Origin of the sequence: Paraliomyxa miuraensis (assembly GCF_026337845.1) — a bacterium.
Classification (GTDB): Bacteria; Myxococcota_A; Polyangia; order Nannocystales; family Nannocystaceae; genus Paraliomyxa; species Paraliomyxa miuraensis.
On record NZ_JAOVZF010000158.1, the window covers coordinates 69,332 to 87,756 of the forward strand.

At 69.2% G+C, this 18,425-nt stretch carries 16 protein-coding genes; 8 read left to right on the top strand and 8 right to left on the bottom strand.

What is annotated here, in order from left to right; translation table 11 throughout:
• Positions 1 to 144 precede the first annotated feature (144 nt).
• Positions 145 to 1,815 (bottom strand): serine/threonine protein kinase, encoded by a 1,671-nt coding sequence (locus OEB96_RS29575; RefSeq protein ID WP_266220135.1) that lies wholly within the window; start codon positions 1,813 to 1,815, stop codon positions 145 to 147.
• Positions 1,816 to 2,007: 192 nt separating this feature from the next.
• On the opposite strand from OEB96_RS29575, the gene OEB96_RS29580 reads away from it, so the two are divergent.
• The 3 genes from OEB96_RS29580 (at position 2,008) to OEB96_RS29590 (ending at position 4,359) form a co-directional block, all read left to right on the top strand.
• The gene (locus tag OEB96_RS29580; RefSeq protein ID WP_266220136.1) at positions 2,008 to 2,241 is read left to right on the top strand and encodes a hypothetical protein; all 234 of its coding nucleotides are present in this window, start codon (positions 2,008 to 2,010) and stop codon (positions 2,239 to 2,241) included.
• A 108-nt stretch (positions 2,242 to 2,349) separates the two neighbouring features.
• Positions 2,350 to 2,748 (top strand): hypothetical protein, encoded by a 399-nt coding sequence (locus tag OEB96_RS29585; RefSeq protein ID WP_266220137.1) that lies wholly within the window; start codon positions 2,350 to 2,352, stop codon positions 2,746 to 2,748.
• A 51-nt stretch (positions 2,749 to 2,799) separates the two neighbouring features.
• A complete protein-coding gene (locus OEB96_RS29590) occupies positions 2,800 to 4,359 on the top strand; it encodes a hypothetical protein (RefSeq protein WP_266220138.1) in 1,560 nt (519 codons plus the stop codon).
• Here OEB96_RS29590 and OEB96_RS29595 read toward each other — a convergent pair.
• A complete protein-coding gene (locus OEB96_RS29595; protein WP_266220139.1) occupies positions 4,259 to 5,215 on the bottom strand; it encodes a LysR family transcriptional regulator in 957 nt (318 codons plus the stop codon). The genes OEB96_RS29590 and OEB96_RS29595 overlap by 101 nt on opposite strands.
• Positions 5,216 to 5,322: 107 nt before the next feature.
• Between OEB96_RS29595 and OEB96_RS29600 the strand changes: the two genes are divergently transcribed.
• Positions 5,323 to 6,258, top strand: coding sequence for an alpha/beta hydrolase family protein (locus tag OEB96_RS29600; RefSeq protein WP_266220140.1), 936 nt, complete (start codon positions 5,323 to 5,325; stop codon positions 6,256 to 6,258).
• An 11-nt stretch (positions 6,259 to 6,269) separates the two neighbouring features.
• Here OEB96_RS29600 and OEB96_RS29605 read toward each other — a convergent pair whose 3' ends face one another.
• Positions 6,270 to 7,127 carry a hypothetical protein gene (locus OEB96_RS29605; RefSeq protein ID WP_266220141.1) on the bottom strand — a complete coding sequence of 286 codons (858 nt, stop codon included), beginning with the start codon at positions 7,125 to 7,127 and terminating at the stop codon, positions 6,270 to 6,272.
• Positions 7,128 to 7,390: 263 nt separating this feature from the next.
• Positions 7,391 to 8,155, bottom strand: a complete 765-nt coding sequence (locus tag OEB96_RS29610) for a hypothetical protein (RefSeq protein WP_266220142.1) — start codon at positions 8,153 to 8,155, stop codon at positions 7,391 to 7,393.
• Between the two features lie 97 nt (positions 8,156 to 8,252).
• Between OEB96_RS29610 and OEB96_RS29615 the strand changes: the two genes are divergently transcribed.
• Entirely contained in the window at positions 8,253 to 8,408 is a 156-nt protein-coding gene (locus tag OEB96_RS29615) for a hypothetical protein (RefSeq protein WP_266220143.1), read from the top strand.
• Positions 8,409 to 8,558: 150 nt separating this feature from the next.
• Positions 8,559 to 9,068 (top strand): transcription elongation factor GreB, encoded by a 510-nt coding sequence (greB, locus tag OEB96_RS29620; protein ID WP_266220144.1) that lies wholly within the window; start codon positions 8,559 to 8,561, stop codon positions 9,066 to 9,068.
• Positions 9,069 to 9,094: 26 nt separating this feature from the next.
• On the opposite strand, the gene OEB96_RS29625 is transcribed toward greB, so the two are convergent.
• Positions 9,095 to 11,728 (bottom strand): DEAD/DEAH box helicase, encoded by a 2,634-nt coding sequence (locus OEB96_RS29625; RefSeq protein ID WP_266220145.1) that lies wholly within the window; start codon positions 11,726 to 11,728, stop codon positions 9,095 to 9,097.
• A 174-nt stretch (positions 11,729 to 11,902) separates the two neighbouring features.
• Entirely contained in the window at positions 11,903 to 12,784 is an 882-nt protein-coding gene (locus OEB96_RS29630; RefSeq protein ID WP_266220146.1) for an AAA-type ATPase lid domain-containing protein, read from the bottom strand.
• Positions 12,785 to 13,132: 348 nt separating this feature from the next.
• On the opposite strand from OEB96_RS29630, the gene OEB96_RS29635 reads away from it, so the two are divergent.
• Both OEB96_RS29635 and OEB96_RS29640 read left to right on the top strand, forming a co-directional pair.
• The gene (locus OEB96_RS29635) at positions 13,133 to 13,972 is read left to right on the top strand and encodes a 2,3,4,5-tetrahydropyridine-2,6-dicarboxylate N-succinyltransferase (RefSeq protein WP_266220147.1); all 840 of its coding nucleotides are present in this window, start codon (positions 13,133 to 13,135) and stop codon (positions 13,970 to 13,972) included.
• Positions 13,973 to 14,093: 121 nt separating this feature from the next.
• Entirely contained in the window at positions 14,094 to 14,888 is a 795-nt protein-coding gene (locus tag OEB96_RS29640) for a hypothetical protein (RefSeq protein ID WP_266220148.1), read from the top strand.
• Between the two features lie 25 nt (positions 14,889 to 14,913).
• On the opposite strand, the gene OEB96_RS29645 is transcribed toward OEB96_RS29640, so the two are convergent.
• Complete coding sequence (locus OEB96_RS29645) at positions 14,914 to 17,367, bottom strand: transglycosylase SLT domain-containing protein (protein WP_266220149.1); 2,454 nt, start codon at positions 17,365 to 17,367, stop codon at positions 14,914 to 14,916.
• A gap of 43 nt (positions 17,368 to 17,410) precedes the next feature.
• Positions 17,411 to 18,325, bottom strand: a complete 915-nt coding sequence (locus OEB96_RS29650) for a GGDEF domain-containing protein (RefSeq protein ID WP_266220150.1) — start codon at positions 18,323 to 18,325, stop codon at positions 17,411 to 17,413.
• Positions 18,326 to 18,425 lie beyond the last annotated feature (100 nt).

Below are 18,425 nucleotides of genomic sequence, written 5' to 3' on the forward strand. Positions count from 1 at the left end.
GTGGCTTGGCGCCTGCGGCTCCCGAGCCCAACCCCAGCGCCAGCGCCACGACGATCGCCCCGAACCGGCCCAGGAGGCGTCCCAGGCCGCCCCGGTGCGCTCCAACGCCGATCCGCAGCACACCCCCGGGGCGTGCGGGCTCCTCTAGATCGGGAACGGGGAGTTGGGATCCCATTTGCTCTTGCCGCCAGACGAGCTCTTGGTCCGCTTGCCCGTGGAGCGCTTGGTCGAGGTGCGCCCCGAGTCGCCCGTGCTCGGCTCGGTAGTATCATCTTTCGGCGGCTCCGAGGATTCTCCGTCGTCTTCGACGGGGTCGCCCTCACCCGCGGCCTCGGCCGCGGTGTCGACCGCCGGGTTGGCCTCCCCCGTGTCCCCCCCCGACGACGAGCCCGACTCGGACTCCCCGGCGACCCCGACCACCTTCTCGTCGTCCTCGAACACCGTGGGCGGAGGCTCGGGTGGGGGCTCGACCTTGGGCTCGGGCGGAGCCGGAGTCTCCACGATCACCGCCGGCGTCACGTCCTGGCGCGGCTTGGCCTCGGGCTCGTAGAAGAACAGGAACATCGTCGCCGAGATGAACAGCACCACGAGCGCACCCACGGCCATCGCCAAGCCCACCGCCAGCTTGCTGGCCGGGGGCGCCGGCACGTCCTCCACGTGGATGTCGGTGGCCGAGCCGGCGGCGAAGCTCGCCTGGCTCATCGGCGTACCCGCATCTCCCGCCCGCAGCTCGCTCGGAGTCAGCTCGGCCGACTCGGGCTCCGCCGAGCCGGGGGCCGGAGCCAGCCCCAGGACCTCGTCGCGCGACAGCGCCGGCTGCGGCGTCGTGGGCTGGTCCTCGAGCTTGTCGATCTGGAGCATCAGCGCTGCGTTCTGATTGATCTCCTCCTCGAACAGCTCCCGCATGAACTTGCCCATGCGGGCCGAGGACACCGGAAGCCGCGCTTCTCGAGCAAAGTCTTCGAGGTCGATCTGCAGGTCGAGCGCCGTCTTGTAGCGCTGCTCGCGATCGGCGGTCAGCGCCCGCATCACGATGGCCTCGAGCTCCGGCGGATAGTCGGGCCGCACCGACGTGGGCAGCGGAACCTCCCCCGCCGCCACCCGCTGGATCACGGCGAACTCGTTCTCCCCCGTGAACAGGCGCACGCCGGTCGTCAGCTCCCACAGCAAGGTGCCGATCGAGAAGATGTCGCTGCGCCGGTCGACCCGCTCGCCGCGGCACTGCTCGGGCGACATGTAGGGGATCTTGCCCTTGAGCGTGCCGGCGATGGTCGCGGTCTGGATCGAGGTGGCCTTGGCGATGCCGAAGTCGACGATCTTGACCCCGCCCTCGTACGTCACCAGCACGTTGGACGGCGACACGTCGCGGTGCACGATGTCCAGCGGTCGCCCGTCGGTGCCAATCTTCTCGTGCGCATGATGCAGGCCGGCCGCGATGCCCATCCCGATGTGGAGGATGTGCTCGAGCGGCAGCGCCTTCTCGGCCTTCCGAGCGGCGCGCACCAGCTTGCGCATGTCCTGGCCCTGCACGTACTCCATCGTGAAGAAGACGTTGTTCGACTCCTCACCGATGTCGTAGACCTGGACGATGTTGGGGTGGTGCAGGGTGGCCGCGAGACGGGCCTCCGCGAGGAACATCCGGATGAAGTCGTCGCTCTCCGCGTGCTGAGGGAGGATCCGCTTGAGCACCACCAGCTTCTCGAAGCCGTGGATCGCGGTGGCCCGGGCCAGGAACAGCTCGGCCATGCCACCGGTCGCAATGCGCCGAAGCAGCTGGTACTTGCCAACCAGCGACCCCGAGACCGCTGATGCCATGGGCAACAGCTCTTGTGCACCCCCGAGCACGGGCGACGACTCTAGCTCGGGGTTCGTCCGATGATCAAGCGCACCGGGCGCGGACGGGTCGGTCGGTCTGGGGAAGTTCGAGGGTCGAGCCGGTCGGTCTGGGTGCTCGAGCCCCCAACTACCGTCGTCGTCATGTCCACCGATCGGCTATCCTCTGCACCCATGCCCCGCGCCAACCCCCTCGCCCGTGCCGCCCTGATGGGTTTGCTGCTGATTGCGACCGCCGGGAGCCTCGAGATCGCCTCGGTCACCGCTCATGCGAGCCAAGACGTGGTCGACGACCCGCCGTCGAGCGAGGGCCCGAGCTGGGGCGCAATCCTCGGGGCCTGCTTCGGAGTGCTGTTCGGCGGGGCGCTGGCGCTGTGGCAGATCCGTGGCATGAAGCAACGCCGCTGACCGGTGCCCCGGCCCGTGAGCGCACGCCTGACCAAACGCTTGACCGCGTGCTCGAAACCGGTCCAAAGTGATCCCATGGTGCGTCAGGGGGCATTGGCTTTCGTAATCGTGGCAGTCGCGGCGTGCACCCAGGCGGTGGACGACCCCGCGAACTTCACCGTGGGCAACTCCCAGGGCAACTCCGCCGGCTCGTCCAGCGGCAGTGCGGGCACCGAGGGCGGCACGACCGAGGTCGCCGATGGCAACGTCAGCGCCACCAGCACCACCGGCGGCGGCATGGCCGACTCGACCGGCGGCCCCGCCGACACGGGACCGGTCGCCGAGGGCGGCAACGGCAACTGCGGCAACGGGGTCATCGACATGGGCGAGCAGTGCGATGGTGCCAACCTGCAGGGCTTCAACTGCGAGAGCCTCGGCCTGAACGGCGGAACCCTCGCGTGCGATGCCACGATGTGCACGTTCGACACCTCGATGTGCAGCTCGACCACGGGTGGCACGTCGGGCTGACCCCTTCGCGGCCTGGGCTCGTCGGCCTTGGCTCGTGCCCCGCTAGCGCCCGTGGGTTGGCGACCGCGTCTCGCCCTGTGGCTGTGTTGCGCGGCCGTCTACCTGTGCTTTGCCCCGGGGCGGATCCTCTATCCCGACGACGAGATCGTCTTCCAGACCACCCGCGCCCTGTGGGAGCGAGGCGATCTCGCCATCGAGGGGATCCCCAAGCGCACCGGTGAGCCTCCCGACCGACCCGATGGCACGTTCGGCTGGGCCACCGGCGTCGACGGTCGCCGCTACGGCTTCTTCGGCCATGGGCTCTCGGTCGTGGCCCTGCCGCTCCATGGCCTCGGGCGCGCCGCGATCACCCAGGCCCCGCCCGCGTGGCGGCACATGATCCGCTCCGATCACTACTTCATGCACCGGCGCTCGCCGACCGAGGACTGGCCTCGCCTCACCACCAGCCTCACCAACTGCTTCATCACCGCACTCGCAGCCCTGCTCCTGGTCGAGTGGCTGCGCGCGCTCGGGCATCGCGATCGCGTCGCGATGCTCACCGGACTCCTCTACGCCTTCGGCACCAGCGCGTGGCCCTACAGCGGCACGTTCCTGTCCGAGCCCCTGTCGGCCGTGGTGCTCCTGGCCAGCGCGTGGGGCGTGGCTCGCTACCACCGCCTTCGCCAGCTCGGCCAGCACCGCGTCGCCCGACGGTGGCTCGCCATGGCCGGCGCCGTCGCAGGTGCATCCGTGCACGTGCACGTGCTCAACCTGCTGGCGATCCCCTGCCTGCTCGGCTACGCCGTGGTCCCCATCCATCGCGAGCGCGCGTGGTCCTGCCAGCGCACGTCGGTCTCGATCGCCGTCGCGCTCGGCTGCGTCGGCCCCGTGCTGCTGGGCGTGACCCAGGCGCTGCGCTTCGGCAGCCCGTGGGAGACCGGCCGCTACGATCACTACGGCTACTTCGTCGATCCCCTCCCCGGCCTCGTCGGCCAGCTCGTGGGTCCGGGCCGCAGCATCCTCCTCTACTCCCCCGCCCTGATCGTCGGGCTCTGGGGCTGGCGTCGGGCCCTCACACGCCGTCGGGCCGCCGCGCTGATGGTGCTCGCGGTGTTCGTCGCCCGGTGGATCTTCGTCTCCACCCGCAGCGACTGGTGGGGCGGCTGGGGCATCGGCCCTCGCTACCTCGTGCCCGTGATTCCCCTGCTCATGCTGCCGCTGTGCGAGGTGCTCGAGGACCTTCGCCCGACCCCCGGCCGCCCGCTCGGTCGCCGCCACCTCGCCGTGGCGGCCGCCCTCCTCGCCTGCGTGGCGATCGAGGCCCACCTGTCGCTCCACAGCATCTTCGAATGGATGCTGCGGCTCACCACCACCGGAACCCCGCGGATGGACTACCTCACCCGCTCGCACTGGATCCCCAGCACGAGCCCGCTGGTGGGCTTCTTCTCGCTCCCTCCCGACGTGCTCGTGGTCCAGACGTGGCGGCTCGCCCAGCACGGCCACCCCGGACCCTGGAGGATTGCCCTGGGCATCATCGGCGTGGGGATGACGGCGGCGCTGATGCTCGTGTGGTGGTGGCGAAGCCCATCGCCGTCGACGACTGAGCCGCCGGCCCGTCCCGACCCGGCGTGAACAGTCGATCGAGGAACTCCAGCACCGCGCGGATGCGAGCCGCTCCCTGCAGCTCGCGGTGTACCGCCTGCCACATCACCCGCGGCTCGGGTGAGCCCTCGAGGGGAGTGCGGACCAATCCCTGCGTTCGCTCCGCCACGTGGCAGGGCAGCAGCGCGATGCCCAGCCCCCCCAGCGCCGCCGACATCAGCGACGAGACGCTGTCGGAGCGCAGCACCACCTCGCCATCGCCCACGTGCTGCGCGAGCCATGCGTTCTCCCGCTGGAACGGGCGCGTGTCCGCAAACAGCACGAAGCGATGGCCGGCCAGTCCTCCCGCGCGAGGCATCCCGTGGCGCGCCACATAGCCCTCCGAGGCGTAGAGGCCCAGCTCGATCGACATCAGCTTCTTGACCACGATGTCGTCCTGCCGCGGTCGAGACAGTCGCAGCGCGATGTCGGCCTCGCGGCGGGCGAGATCGACGTCCTGGTTGGTACACATCACATCGAGACGAATGCTCGGGTAGCGCTCGTGGAAGCGCCACAAGAACGGTGCGATGAAGCGCGTCGCGATCATCTCGGTCGACGTCAGCCGCACCAGCCCCTCGAGCTTCTGGTCCTCTCCGCTGAGATCGAGATCGACGGCGAGCGCCTCCCGCTCGATGCCTTCTGCCCGCGGCAACAGCCGTCGACCTGCGGCCGTCAGCACGAACCCGCGCGCGGTGCGATCGAACAGCCGCGCTCCCAGCTCGCGCTCGAGGTTTCCGATGCGACGCCCAACCGTCGTCGCGTCCAGCCCCAACGACGCCCCCGCCGCCGCCAGCGTGCCCTCGCGCCCCACCGCCAAGAAGAACCGGACATCGTCCCAGTTGAACACCCCTGCATATTTGCAGGGGGCGCCCGCAACGCAACCGGAAAAAGTGCAGCCGAGCCCTGCACCATTGAGGGCGGTTCCCCCTGGATTCCCGGTCCACGCTTCCTTCCATGGGCGATTCCTTCGACATCGGCATCCCTACCCGCGACGACCGCATCCTCGGCGCGGTCCGTCACGAGCCCCGCGGTCCAGTCCGTGCGCAGGTCGTGATCCACGGCGCCACCGCGGTCCACCAGCGCTACTACGGCTCGTTTGCCCGCCACCTCGCCTGGCGCGGATTCCGGGTGCTCACCTACGACTACCGTGGCATTGGCCGCTCTCGCCAGGAGCCACTCGGCCGCGAGACGGTGACCATGGCCGGCTGGATCGACGACGCCACCGCCGCCCAGCGCTGGCTCGTCGACCGCGAGCCCGAGCTCCCGCTGCTGGCGATCGGTCATGGCTTCGGCGGCCAGATCGCGCCCGCCCTCGATGCAGGAGCTCCACGCGCGGTGTTGCAGGTGGGCTCGGGCGCTGGGTTCTGGCGCGGCCATCCCCCGGCCCGGCAGCCCGGCCGGTGGCTCACCTGGGCGCTCCTCATCCCGGGCCTCAGCCGCGCGTTCGGCTACGTGCCCGGGTGGACGGGCCTGAGCGAGGACCTCCCCGCCGGCGTCGCGCGGCAGTGGTCGAGATGGTGCCGCTCGCCCGACTACTTCCTGTCCGAGCTCCCGTGGATCCGCGAGCGGCTCGCCGCATACGAGGGTCGCGTGCTCGCCCTGAGCTTCAGCGACGACGCCTTTGCTCCCCCCGCCGCAGTCGAGTGGATGCTCGCCCGCCTCGAGCGCGCCGCAGTGGAGCACCGCCACCTTCGCCCCGAGCAGGTCGGCCTCACGGAGGTCGGACACTTCGGCGCCTTCCGTGCCACCGCCATCGAGCGCCTCTGGCCGGAAGCGGTGCAGTTCTTGACCGACGCCGCCGAGCTCCCCACCGGCGCCACGCGATGGCCCTCCGCCGCATCTCGCGAGCTGCTCGAGGTGATGGCCGACCTCCAGTACGGCCGCCCTTGACCGCAACGCCCTCAGCCCGAGCTACCGGTGCCCGTCGTGCCGGTGTCGGTGCCCGACCCCGTCGTGCCCGTATCGGTGCCCGACCCCGTCGTGCCCGTATCGGTGCCCGACCCCGCCGTCTCGTCCTGCCCCTCGGTCGCCCCGCTGCTCCCCGTGCCCTCCGACATCGTGCACGTCACCAGGCTCACGTCGTCGAGGAAGAAGCTGGTCAGCCCGGTCCCGAGGTGCGTGCTCTCGAAGCTCAGCTCGTAGGTACCGCCATCGGCCCAGTCGCTCACGTCGAGCTCGACCCGCGTGTAGTCGACGAAGTCGGGCATCTCGAGATCGTTGGCCATGAAGATGGTCTGCCCGTCGAGGTTGACCATGAACACGTCGTCTCCCGTGTTCGCCCCGCTGCGGATCTGGAACCAGAAGCTCAGGTGCGCGGTCTCGGGCGAGATCGTGATCGACTGCGACAGACTCGCGCTATCGGGCTCGTCGGCATCGCCGCCGAACCACGCCCACCAGCTCCCCGAGTAGGGCTCCGCCCCTGGCTCGTCGGTGCAGCTCGCATCGCAGATCGGCGTCCCGAACAGCTCCGAGGCCTCGTTCCATGCTTCACTGGGCGTGCCTGCTTCGAACCCCGGGTCGAGCACGAGGTTGTCGGTGCACTCCCCTTGGGGCCCTCCCGTCGTCGGCTCATCGGTGGTCGGTCCGATCGACCCCCCCGACGTACCGCTCGAGTCGGACGGCTGCCCGGAGGTCGGCGGAGGATCACCGCTGTCGGAGCCCACCGAGCCGTCGCCGTCCTCGGAGGTGGTGATGATGCAGCCGGCCGACAGCAGGCACAGCCCGAGCGCACCGACGAGGGGTCCAAGGAAGGAAGGCATGGCGTTCATCATGATCGTGAGTATCCAGGATGCAGAGCGTCGTCGGATCCGCAAGGCGAATCTCGTCCGTGCGCACCAACGCTCGAACGGGCTCGAACGGGCTCGAACGGGCTCGAACGGGCTCGAACGGGCTCGAACGGGCTCGGGGGCTCGAACGGGCTCGGGAGCACGAACGGGCTCCGGGGCTCGAACGGGCGCGGACACGCACCGGTGCCGTCGCCGCAGCGGCGGCCATCCCCCGCGGGAAATCCCCTCGTCGTGGATCACCCGTCGTCGTCGATGCGCCGCCGCTTGAGCTCGGGCCGCTCGTCGAGTGCCTTCTCGAGCTCTTCCACGTCTTCGGGCTTGACGTAGCTCATGCTCTTGGCCCCGCCGGGGAGCTCCAGCTTCACCACCGGCTGGCCTCGATCCTCCCCGATCTCGAACGACTCGCAGCGCTCGAGCTGGGTCATCAGCCGGGCCATGCGCGGATTGGTGAACTTGGGCTTCTTGACCTCGCGCTTGTAGCGACAGACCTTCTTGACCTTGAACCCCTGGGTGCCCTCGGCCGAGGTGAACGACTGCACCACGTCGTTGAGGCGCGAGCGAACCGCGTTGTCGAGCTGGCGCAGCTCGTTGTGCTCCAGGTCGCCGATGTCGGCGTCGTGGTGGGCCATCACCGGTTGCTCCTCGAGCGTGCCCCCATCCACGTCGAACTTGCGGCACTCCACGCGCACGTTGCGGCGATGGAACAGCGACACCGACGTCAGCAGCACCCGCAGCGGAACGTCGACCTCTTCGTTGAGCAAGCGAGCCAGATCGCGCACGACCTGATCCTCGGCCACCCGCACCCCGAGCACGCCGTCGCCGTTCTCGAGCAAGTCGACCGGTGTGAGGTTCTCCTCCGGTTCCTGCTCGGGCGGATCCTTGCCCTTGTACACCGGCTGGTAGCCCAGGCTCGCGAAGACCTTGTCCAGCGCCTTCTCGAGCTTGGGCATGCGCAGCTCTGCACGCGTCTCGATGAGTCCGGTTCCCCAGTGCTGAGCCATGGACGCCTCGCTCGGAGGGGGAGTATGGCACAGCGGGCCGGACGGTAGAAACCGCCGAAAACTCGCCATCCAGCCCCCCTTGGGGCACGGTGCAGGCATGCCCCCGCTCGCACCCCCCTCGATCCGAACCCTCGACGCGCTGCTCGGTGGCACCTGGGCTTGGGAGGAGGAGGACGACGACACCTCGTCGAGCCCCACCAGCAGCCCCCGCAAGGGCGAGGCCGAGCGCGAGCCCCCGCCGGCCGCCCTCTAGCAACTCGCGGCCTTGGCCCGGGCCAAAGTCGTCGCCGCGCATCGGTCCGCGCCTGGCACCGGGGCGACAGCGCTGCGGCAGACGAGACTGCGCCAGCCACGCCAGTCGCTCGCACCCCAGGAGCGACTACGCCATACTCGGCGGCTCGCGATGGCCAAGGCTCAGCTTCCCGTCCTCATCACCCCCGAGGGCTACGCCAAGCTCAAGTCGGAGATCGACTACCTGTGGAAGCAGGAGCGGCCCCGCGTGACGGCCGAGGTCGAGGCCGCTGCGGCCCTTGGCGACCGGTCCGAGAACGCCGAGTACATCTACGGCAAGAAGCGCCTGCGGGAGATCGATCGCCGCCTCAAGTTCCTGTCGGGCCGCCTCGAGAAGGTGCAGGTCCTGCACCCGCCCGCACAGGCAGCGGCCGGCGACGCCGTGGGCTTTGGTGCGTGGGTGACCATCGAGGACGAGGACGGCGTGCGCGCGTGCTATCGCCTGGTGGGACCCGACGAGCCCGACCCCGACAACGGCCTCATCAGCGTGGACTCGCCCATGGGCCGCGCGCTGCTCGGCAAGCACGTCGACGACGAGGTCGAGGTCCGACGGCCGCGAGGCGATGCATGGTTCACGATCGTCGCGCTGCGCTACGGCGAGCGGCCACCTTCGCTGGACTGAGGCCTCGGCGTCGGGCGCGAGCGCGCTCACGCCTCGATTCGTCGCAGCCGCACCAGCGGACCATCGGTGCCGTCCGGATCGCGCAGGTCGATCTCGCCAACGAGTCGCCACGGCGACGGGCCCTGCGGCCCCATGAGCGTGTGCTCCACCCCCCAGCGACGCTCATCCCCCAGGACCAGACGGGTGAGGCCCGGGGTCCTCGCCTCGGCTCCGAGCATCAGCTCGCCCTCTTCCTCGAGCACGGGCGCGAGCGCCTGCTCGAGCCGCTCGACCGACCACGGGTCCTCGGGATCATCGGCCAGGCCCGCGAGCGCCTCCTCGAGATCGCCGAGCGCGAGCGCCCGAACGACCCCATGCAGCTCGGCCCGAACCCTCGCCCCGAACGCCTTGGGATCGGCGTCGATCGCCGTCGGCTCCGGCGCGGGCTCGTCGGCCAGGATCAGGTCCACCGCGCTGCCTCCCCCCGCAGCCATGCGCTCCCACTCTCGCACCAGCGTCGTATCCACGCGCGCCAAGGTCGCCCGGAGGAACGCGATCACGTCGTCGATCTCGTCGTTGCGGTAGTCGACGGGCACGTTCTGCACCAGCGTCTTGTAGGCTTGACTCAGGTAGCGCAGCAGCACCCCCTCGCTGCGCGCGAGGCCGTATAGCTTGACGTACTCGTTGAAGCTCGCATACCGCTCGACCATGTCCCGAGCGATCGACTTGGGCCCCACGTTCTCGTTTCGAACCCACGGGCGCGTGATCCGAAACGCATCGAAGGTGCGATACACGAACTCGGCGAGGGGCTTGGGATAGTCCACCCGCTCGAGCTCCTCCATGCGCTGCTCGTACTCCACCCCTTCCTGCTTGAGACGCGCCACCAGCTCGCCCTTGGCGTGGTCGAGCTGCCGCAACAGCACCACGCGCGGGCTCTCGAGGATCGACTCCACCAGGCTCAGCACGTCGAGCGCAAACGAAGGCGACGACGGCTCGAGCTTGGTGAGCGCATCGAGCAGATAGAGCGACAGCGTATGATGCAGCGAGAAGTCACGCTGGAGTTCGGGACTCACCCGTACGCAGCGCCGGTGCCAGGCCCGTGGCCCGCCTCCTGGCCCTCCTCCTGGCCCCCCTCCTGGCCCCCCTCCTGGCCCCCCTCCTGGAAAGTCGAACTCGATGATCCCCACCTGACGCAGATAGCGAAACAACACCGCGGCCTGCCTGCGATGCCGTTTCTTGGCGGCGGGGCGCTCGTAGGAGCGCTCGATGATCTCCACCAGACGCCGATAGCCACCGTGGGGCTGATCCACGTTGAATTCGCGATCGAGCACCGTCAGCAGCATCCCGTGGGTCACACCAAAGCGTGACTCGAGCGACTCGGGCTCGGACTCGATGAGGCGCTCGAAGGTACTCTCGTCCCACGGCACGTAGCCACGCTCGGGTGGCTTGCGACGCACCAGCTTCTTCTTGTTGCCCTTGCCCTCGGACGCCTTGGCCTCCAGGCGCTTGTTCTCGATCACGTGCTCGGGCGCCTGCGCCAGCACCCAACCGCGGTCGTCGAAGCCCTTGCGTCCGGCTCGGCCCGCGATCTGCTTGAAGTCCCGCACGGCCAGGATGCGGACCTTCTCTCCGTCGAACTTGCACAGCTTGGTGAACAGCACGCTGCGAATGGGCACGTTGACCCCCACCCCCAGGGTGTCGGTCCCCGAGATGATCTTCAGCAACCCCTGCTGCGAGAGCCGCTCGACCAGGGTCCGGTACTTGGGCAGCAGCCCCGCGTGGTGCAGGCCGATGCCGTGCATCACGTAGCGCTTGATGTCCTTGCCGTAGGTGGTGTCGAAGCGAAAGTCGCCCACCGCGGCGGCGATGGTCCGCTTCTCCTCCTTGGTGCACAGGTTGACGCTGGTCAGCCCCTGTGCCTGCTCGGCGGCCTCGCGCTGGGTGAAGTTGACCACGTACACGGGGGCGCGACCCGCCATGGCCAGGTCGTAGATCGTCTCGTGCAGCGGCGTCTCGCGATACTCGAAGTGCAGCGGCACCGGACGCTCACGCGAGCGCACCACGGCGACCTCGCGCCCGGTGAAGCGAGTGATCTGCTGCTCGAACTCGCCGACGTCACCGAGGGTGGCGGACATCAGCAGGAGCGTCGCGTGCGGCAAGGTGAGCAGCGGGAGCTGCCACGCGATCCCCCGCTCGACGTCGCTGTAGTAGTGGAATTCGTCCATCACCACCGCGTCGATCGGGGTGTAGGCCCCCTCGCGCAGGGCGAGGTTCGCGAGGATCTCCGCCGTGCAGCACAGCACCGGTGCACGCGGGTTGATCGACGCGTCGCCGGTCATCATCCCCACGTTGTGGGCCCCCAGCTGGCGGCACAGGTCGAAGAACTTCTCGCTGACCAGCGCCTTGATCGGACTGGTGTAGGCGCTGCGACGCCCCTCGCACAGCAGCTTGAAGTGCAGCGCCAGCGCCACCATCGACTTGCCCGAGCCCGTGGGCGTGGCCAGCACGACGTGCCGACCCGCCATCAGCTCGAGCACGGCCTCCTCCTGGGCCGGGTAGAGCTCGAGGTCCTGCTCGCCGACCCACGACAGGAAGCCCTCGAGGATCTCGTCGCCATTGCCGATGGCCTTGCCGCCTTGCGGCAAGAAGTGGGACAGCGGGGTCTTGTCGAGCGTGGGCACGCGGGTCCAGGCGTAGCGCCCCCGGGGCACCCCGCGCAAGCGTGGCGGCAAACCCACCGCCACGACGGCTCACGCAACCAAGCCCGCCTCCCATGAGGAGAGCGGGCTTGGTTGCGACGGGAGTCGCGATGGGGTCGCGATGGGAGTCGCGCCGTTTGCAGTCGGTTTGGGACTCTACTCGAGATCGTACTGCTTGAGCTTGCGATAGAGCGTGGTCTTGCCGATGTGGAGCAGACGCGCCGCCTTGCGCTTGTTGCCGCGCGCGTAGTTCAGAGCGCGGCGAATGGCTTGCTTCTCCGCTTCCTCGAGGCACAGCTGCCGCTCGGGAGACTCGTTGCGAGCCTGGTGGAGGTCGCGAACGCGGAGCTTGGCAGGGAGATCCCTCAGCTCGATCTGCTCGGACGAGCCCGCCTCGATCGCGTGGGTCAACACTTCCTCGAGCTCGTCGACGTTGCCCGGCCACGTATAGGTGCGCATGCAATCGAGTGCCGAGTCGGCGATGCTCCCGATCGGGCGCCGCGTGGGGATGCGCCGCAGCACGTCCATCGCGAGCATGTCGAGGTCCTCGATTCGCTCGCCGAGGTTGGGGATGTCGATCCGAACTCCGCTCGCCCAGCGAACGATCTGCGGGTGCAGGCGACCGCGCCCTTCCTCGCTCTCCGGCCGGAGCTGCGTGGCGATCACGATGCGACCCAGACCGGTCAGCGCGGGAAGGCGGGCTTGTTCCTCGAGCGGCAGGTCCTCGAGATCCGCGAGATAGGTGAACGCTCCGAACCCGACCAACCGCGAGGTCTGCTCCTTGGCACGGACGACCTCGAGCGCGGGGGCTTCGCCTCCGCCGAAGTGATGCAGCACGCGCGCGATGGTCTCTCGTCCGGTACCGCTTGCACCGACCAGCAGGACGGGCAGGTTGGTGCGAACGGCGCGGTGGATGAGAGCCTGAACGCGGCGAGCCGCGGGGGAGTGTCCGATGAAACTGGGGGGCGGGGTCCGGAGGCGAGCTTCGGCGATCGAGTCGGAGAATGATGGGGCTGCGAGATGATCGGCGACTTGCATCTTGGTAAGCCTCCTTGCTCGGTGAAGGCTCGTTGCAGAGGTCGTGCAACCTTGCGTGATTTGCGAACAATGGACGGGATTTCAGTACGCGTGGGCCCAGTTTGGGGCGGTCTGAACGCTGTGAGGACCGTCAGAGGGATGGCGCTTTGGGACACTTGGCCACCCGAGGGACCCATTCCAGGACACCGAAATCGTCATTCCTTTGGCGGCTGATTGCTCTCCCTTGACACGACCTTTGACGCATACCGTCATTTCTCGGGAGATCTACATCGTTCTCGCGATTTCAATGGGAGCCGCAGCGCTTGCGAGCCCGGTTGCGAGTGTGAGAAAGGGCGGTGGATGCCCGAAATGGACGACCTTGAGCTGAGCACTCTGCGCGATCGCGTGCAAGCCGCATGGGAGGACCGTCAGCGACTCGAGGACGACGAGCACCGGTCGGCCGTGCGCCGAACGATCGCATTGCTCGACGCCGGCCGGCTCCGCGTGGCTTCACCTCCGCCAGAGCCCGGTGGCGACTGGACGGTGCACGCCTGGATCAAGCAGGCGATCGTGCTCTACTTCGTGACCCAGGCGCTGCGGATCGAGCAGGTGGGCCCAATCGAGTACCACGACAAGATCCCGCTCAAGCGCGACTGGGCGAAGGCGGGCGTTCGGGTGGTGCCGCCGGCGACGGCTCGCTATGGAGCCTTCATCGAGCCGGGCTGCGTGCTGATGCCCAGCTACGTCAACATCGGAGCCTACGTTGGCCGCGGCACCATGGTGGATACGTGGGCGACCGTGGGAAGCTGCGCTCAGATCGGCGAGCACGTCCACCTCTCGGGCGGTGTGGGCATCGGAGGAGTCCTCGAGCCGCCGGGTGCGTCTCCGGTCATCATCGAGGACGGCTGCTTCGTGGGGTCGCGCGCCATCGTGGTCGAGGGGGTTCGGCTCGAGCGCGAGGTCGTGCTCGGCGCGAACGTCGTGATCACCGCGTCCACGCCGATCATCGACGTCACGGGCTCGCAGCCCGTGACCTTCAAGGGCCGGGTGCCTGCGCGCAGCGTGGTCATCCCGGGGACTCGGACCAAGCGCTTCGAGGCGGGTGAGTACCAGGTGGCGTGCGCGCTCGTCATCGGCCGTCGCAAGGAGAGCACCGACCAACGCACGAGCCTCAATGAGGCCCTTCGCACGTTCGACGTTCCGGTATGAGCCGCGAGGCCGCCTCTGGCAACGCCCACGGGCTGGAGGCCGTCCCCTCTGCTAGGATGATGGCCGAGCCGCGGATGACCCACCCCTCTCCATCGACGGTCCAAACGGGAGATCTTCGTCCATGAGCACCCGCTCCCGAGGCCGCCGGTTGCTCGAGCGGGCCCGCCGCAATCGGTGGGGAGCCCGCGAAGAGGCCCCGAGGTCCCCGGCCTTCGGACTGGAGGACGAGGGACCGCCTCCGGAGTCGGCTCCCGCGGGCGTCGGGTGGGACCACACGGTGCGCAGCACCACCCACGCGCTGCCGTCGGCCGCGCTCGGCACCGATGATGTGCGCGCGCAGCTGCTGTCCCTGCTGGCCGATCCGCGCACGTCCTCGATCACCGCCTCGGCGGCCGCATCCGCGCTGGGGCTGCCGCACCCCGATGTCGAGACCACGCTCGACGCCATGGCTCAGGCCGGAGAGCTGATGCGCGTGGGCGGTGTGCCCAAGCGCTATCACCTCTCCGCCGAGGACAAGGTGCGTCTCGAGGCCTTGTTCCGCGACAGTGCGCACGAGCTGGGCGAGCACGGCGTGCTGGTCCAGACGGCACCCGATGACGCGCTGGCGCCTCTCGACGACGAGGCCGAGGAGCCACGACTCCCGGTCACCGCCGGCCTGCTGAGCATGTTCCTGCCCGGCACCGGTCAGCTCCTCAACGGCGACGTGGGACGAGCATCATTGGTGTTCGCGGTGTGGAGCTTGGCGTGGATCACCCAGCTGTCTCCCGTGTGGACCTTCGTGTGCTTGTATGCGGGCGCCGAGGCGTTCTTCACCGCCAAGATCCGCAGCATGGAGCGCAAGCTGGCCAAGGAAGCCGCGCTCGGCCCGGCCACCCCTCCGACCGCGGGCCAGCTCCCGCCCAAGCCGTCTACCTAGTCTCTTGGAAGGGTGGTCGCCTCGTTCACTGCTTGCGAGGCGTGGTGAGCGGCAGGTACGGCAATCGGTCGTTCGGCTCACCCTCGCCGTAGAGCCAGCGATAGGCCAGCCACCGCCCCAGCACGGACTGCGTGTACTTGCGGGTCTCGTCGTAGGGAATGGACTCGATGAACAGATCGAGGTCCCACGAACCACGCTCGGCCAACCAGCGATCCACCGCCCCAGCGCCTGCGTTGTAGCTGGGAATGGCCAGGGCAACGGCGCCGTCGCCGTCGGCGTCCTCGCTTCGGTAGCGAGCCGTGAGCCGGCCGAGGTATCGCATGCCGAGATCCAGGTTGAGCGAGGGATCGTAGAGGGCATCGTCGCCATCGAGATGCACGCCCGCACCCTTGGCCAAGCCGCGCGCGGTGGAGGGCATCAGCTGCACGAGACCTCGTGCCCCCGCAAACGAGGTCACCCCGGGATCGAAGCGACTCTCGGTCTGCATGATCGCGTAGGTGAGCAGCGACGGCACGTGGTGCTCGGGCTCCTTGGGGCCGATGATCTCGAGGAAGGGTCGCGGGTGTGCGTGCGTCCAGCGCCAGCGATTGCAGTCGCCGGGCGGCGTCGAGCGCCAGCGCAGGCCGAGATTGGCCAGCTCGATCTGAGCGGCAGGATGCAGACCGGCCTGGTCGAGCACCGCGATCGAGGGCCAGCCGTCGATTCCACCGTGGCGCAGCTCGTCGCGAGCCTCGTCGCCCAGGCCGAGCCGCGCGAGCACCTCGGCCCGTCGCATGGCCTCGCTGCCCTTGCTCCCTTCATCGGCGGGGCTGGGGGCCGACGAGGCGAGCGTGAGCCGGGCCAGCCCCCGCTGCAGCGCCTCGGACCCGCGCTCGCGCAGCCGAGACAGCGCCTGCAAGGCCGGATAGTCGAGCGGTGCCGCGTCGAGCGCCTCGATCCAGGCCGTGGTCGCTTCGTCGGATCGCCCCAGCCGCTCGAGGGCACGCCCACGAAAGTAGAGCAGCTTGGACCGCTCGACCGGGTGATCGATGTCCTTGGCCAGCGCGGCATCGATGAGCGCGAGCGCGTCGTTGGTGGCCCCCGCGGCGAAGCGCATCACCAACAGCCGACGGCGCGCCTCGTGCTGCATGTCTCCGGGATGCTCCTCGAGCGCTCGCCGGTAGGCCGTGGCCGCACGCTCGGCGTCCCCGTGCGATTCCCAGGACTCACCCGCCAGCACCAACGCGTCGTCGGCATAGCTGTGCTTGGGATGCTCGGCCGCAATCGCCTCGAATGCCTGGCCAGCCTTGGTGTACTTGCCCTCGGCATAGAGTCCGCGCGCGGCTTGATAGCGCGCCTTGACCCGCAGGTCTTCGAGCTGCTTTCGATTGCCAGCCGGGGTCTTGATGGCCCCCTTGATCGCCTTGTCGCACTCCTTGTCGGCACGCTCGAACGGTCCCCGCGCGTCGGCCCGACGGCGCTGCTTGAAGATCGCCGAGCCCTTGACGTACCAGACGCGACAGCGCTGCGAAGGGTCGAGCTTGCCCTTGGCCACCAGGGCATCGACCGCCTTGATCGCGGTGGCATGGCGGTGGCGATCGAGCTGCGCCTCGGCACGAGCCACCGCCAGCTCGCGCTCGTGGGCCGCGGCTTCGGCCCCCGTGCGCAGCGTTCCGAGCTCGCGCTCGAGCGCAGGGATGGCGGATTCGGCCTCGTCGGCATAGTCGGACAACGGCACGCTGGCACGCAGCTCGTCGTAGAGCGCGAGCGCCTCGCGCCGCGAGGCGGGATCCTCCTGGGTCGCGAGCAGGCGGGCGAGCTTGGCCCGTGCCTCGAAGCGCCGGGGACCCGAGGCATGCTCTCGAAGGTAGGCACGGTAAGCGTCGGCGGCCCCGGCGGGGTCGTCGGTCCGAGCGCGCGCATCGGCCTCGAGGAGCCGCACGTCGCCACCGACCGCGGAGGCAGCCCAGACCGCGGAGTCGACCGCACCGAGCAGGCGACGCGCCTGGTCGGGCTGACCCGCGTCGAGCCTCGCCTGCGCCTCCCAGCGTCGCAGCCGCAGCTCGATCGGAGCCAGCCCCGCCGTGCCCCGTGCGGCCTCGAAGCGCTCGGCCGCGGCCGCGTGCTCGCCCTGCTCGAGGTGCTCGAGCGCGCGCAGCAGTTCGGCGGCTCCTCGCGCATCGGCATCGAGCTCGGTGGCCAACAAGGCATCGAGCAGAGCCCGTGCGGCGTCGTGATCCCGCCGCTCCCGCGCGAGGATCGCCTCGCGCCCAGGACCGCTCGCAAACCAGAGGTTGCGCCCCGGGGCGGCGGGAGCCTCGGCCGGGACCCCGGCCTCGGCGACCGGCTCGGCCTCGGGCACGGGCACGGCAGCCGTGTGCAGGGCCGGCGCCGACCCATCCCCACGACAGCCGATCAGCACGAGGCCCGTCAGGATCCAGCGCGTGGCCCCACCGCGACGACGCCCGACGAGTCGGGCTGGCTCGGCTCGCTCGGTCACCACCGCATCCTCGGCCTTGCCATGACTACACCGGGACCCCGCGTCACACCAAGCGAGTGGGCTCGTTCTCCGGATCGTAGACCTCGACCCGGTTCTTGCCGCCACGCTTGGCCACGTAGAGCGCTGCGTCGGCCGCTTCGACCAGCGCCTCGGCCTTGGGCTCGACGAGCTGAGAGAGATCGGCCACCCCCACCGAGACGGTCACGGCGAGGGACCTGCCGCCCACATCGAACGGCTTGTCGGCCACGGTTTCCTTGATGCGGATCGCGGCCTTGGCGGCCCGCATGGCATCCACGTCGCGGCATATCAGGGCGAACTCCTCGCCGCCGTAGCGCGCGAAGATGTCCTCGCTGCGGGTGGTCCCCAGCACGCGATGCGCGAGGGCCGAGAGCACCTGATCACCGACCGGGTGGCCATGCTCGTCGTTGATCGGCTTGAAATCGTCGACGTCGAAGATGACGAGCGACAGCGGCTTGCCGTGACGGAGGGCAAAGGCCACGTCGCTCTCGAGCCGGTTGGAGAAGTAGCCACGGTTGAAGATCCCGGTGAGCCGGTCGCGCAACGCCGACTCGTAGAGCGTGCGCTGGAAGTCCTCGTCGAGATCGTCGTGGTAGGTGAACTTGAGCACGCTGGAGGCGCCAATCTGGATCTTGTCGCCTTCTTGCAGCTTGTAGCGATCGACCTTGTTGCCATTGGCGAACGTGCCGTTGGTCGAGCCTGCATCGCTGAGCAGGTAGTCCCCATTCTCCATCTCGACGACCGCGTGGGTCCTCGATATTCCCTCGTCGTTGATCCGCACGTCGGTCTGCAAACCACGACCGATGGTGGTGCGATCGTCCTTGAGCGGAAACATCTCGCCCATGCGATCTCCGGATAGCACGACGACGAACGCTCGCTTCTCGGCGCCACGGATGCGCTCGACGGAGTCCGGCTCCAGGCGAATCGTCGAGTTCGTCATCTTCGACGAGCGATGCTACCAGGCCCGCGAAGCGGTCGCCACGGGGCAGGAACCCACCGACGCCGCCCGCCGAGGCCCTGCGATGGCCCCAGCGGTGGCC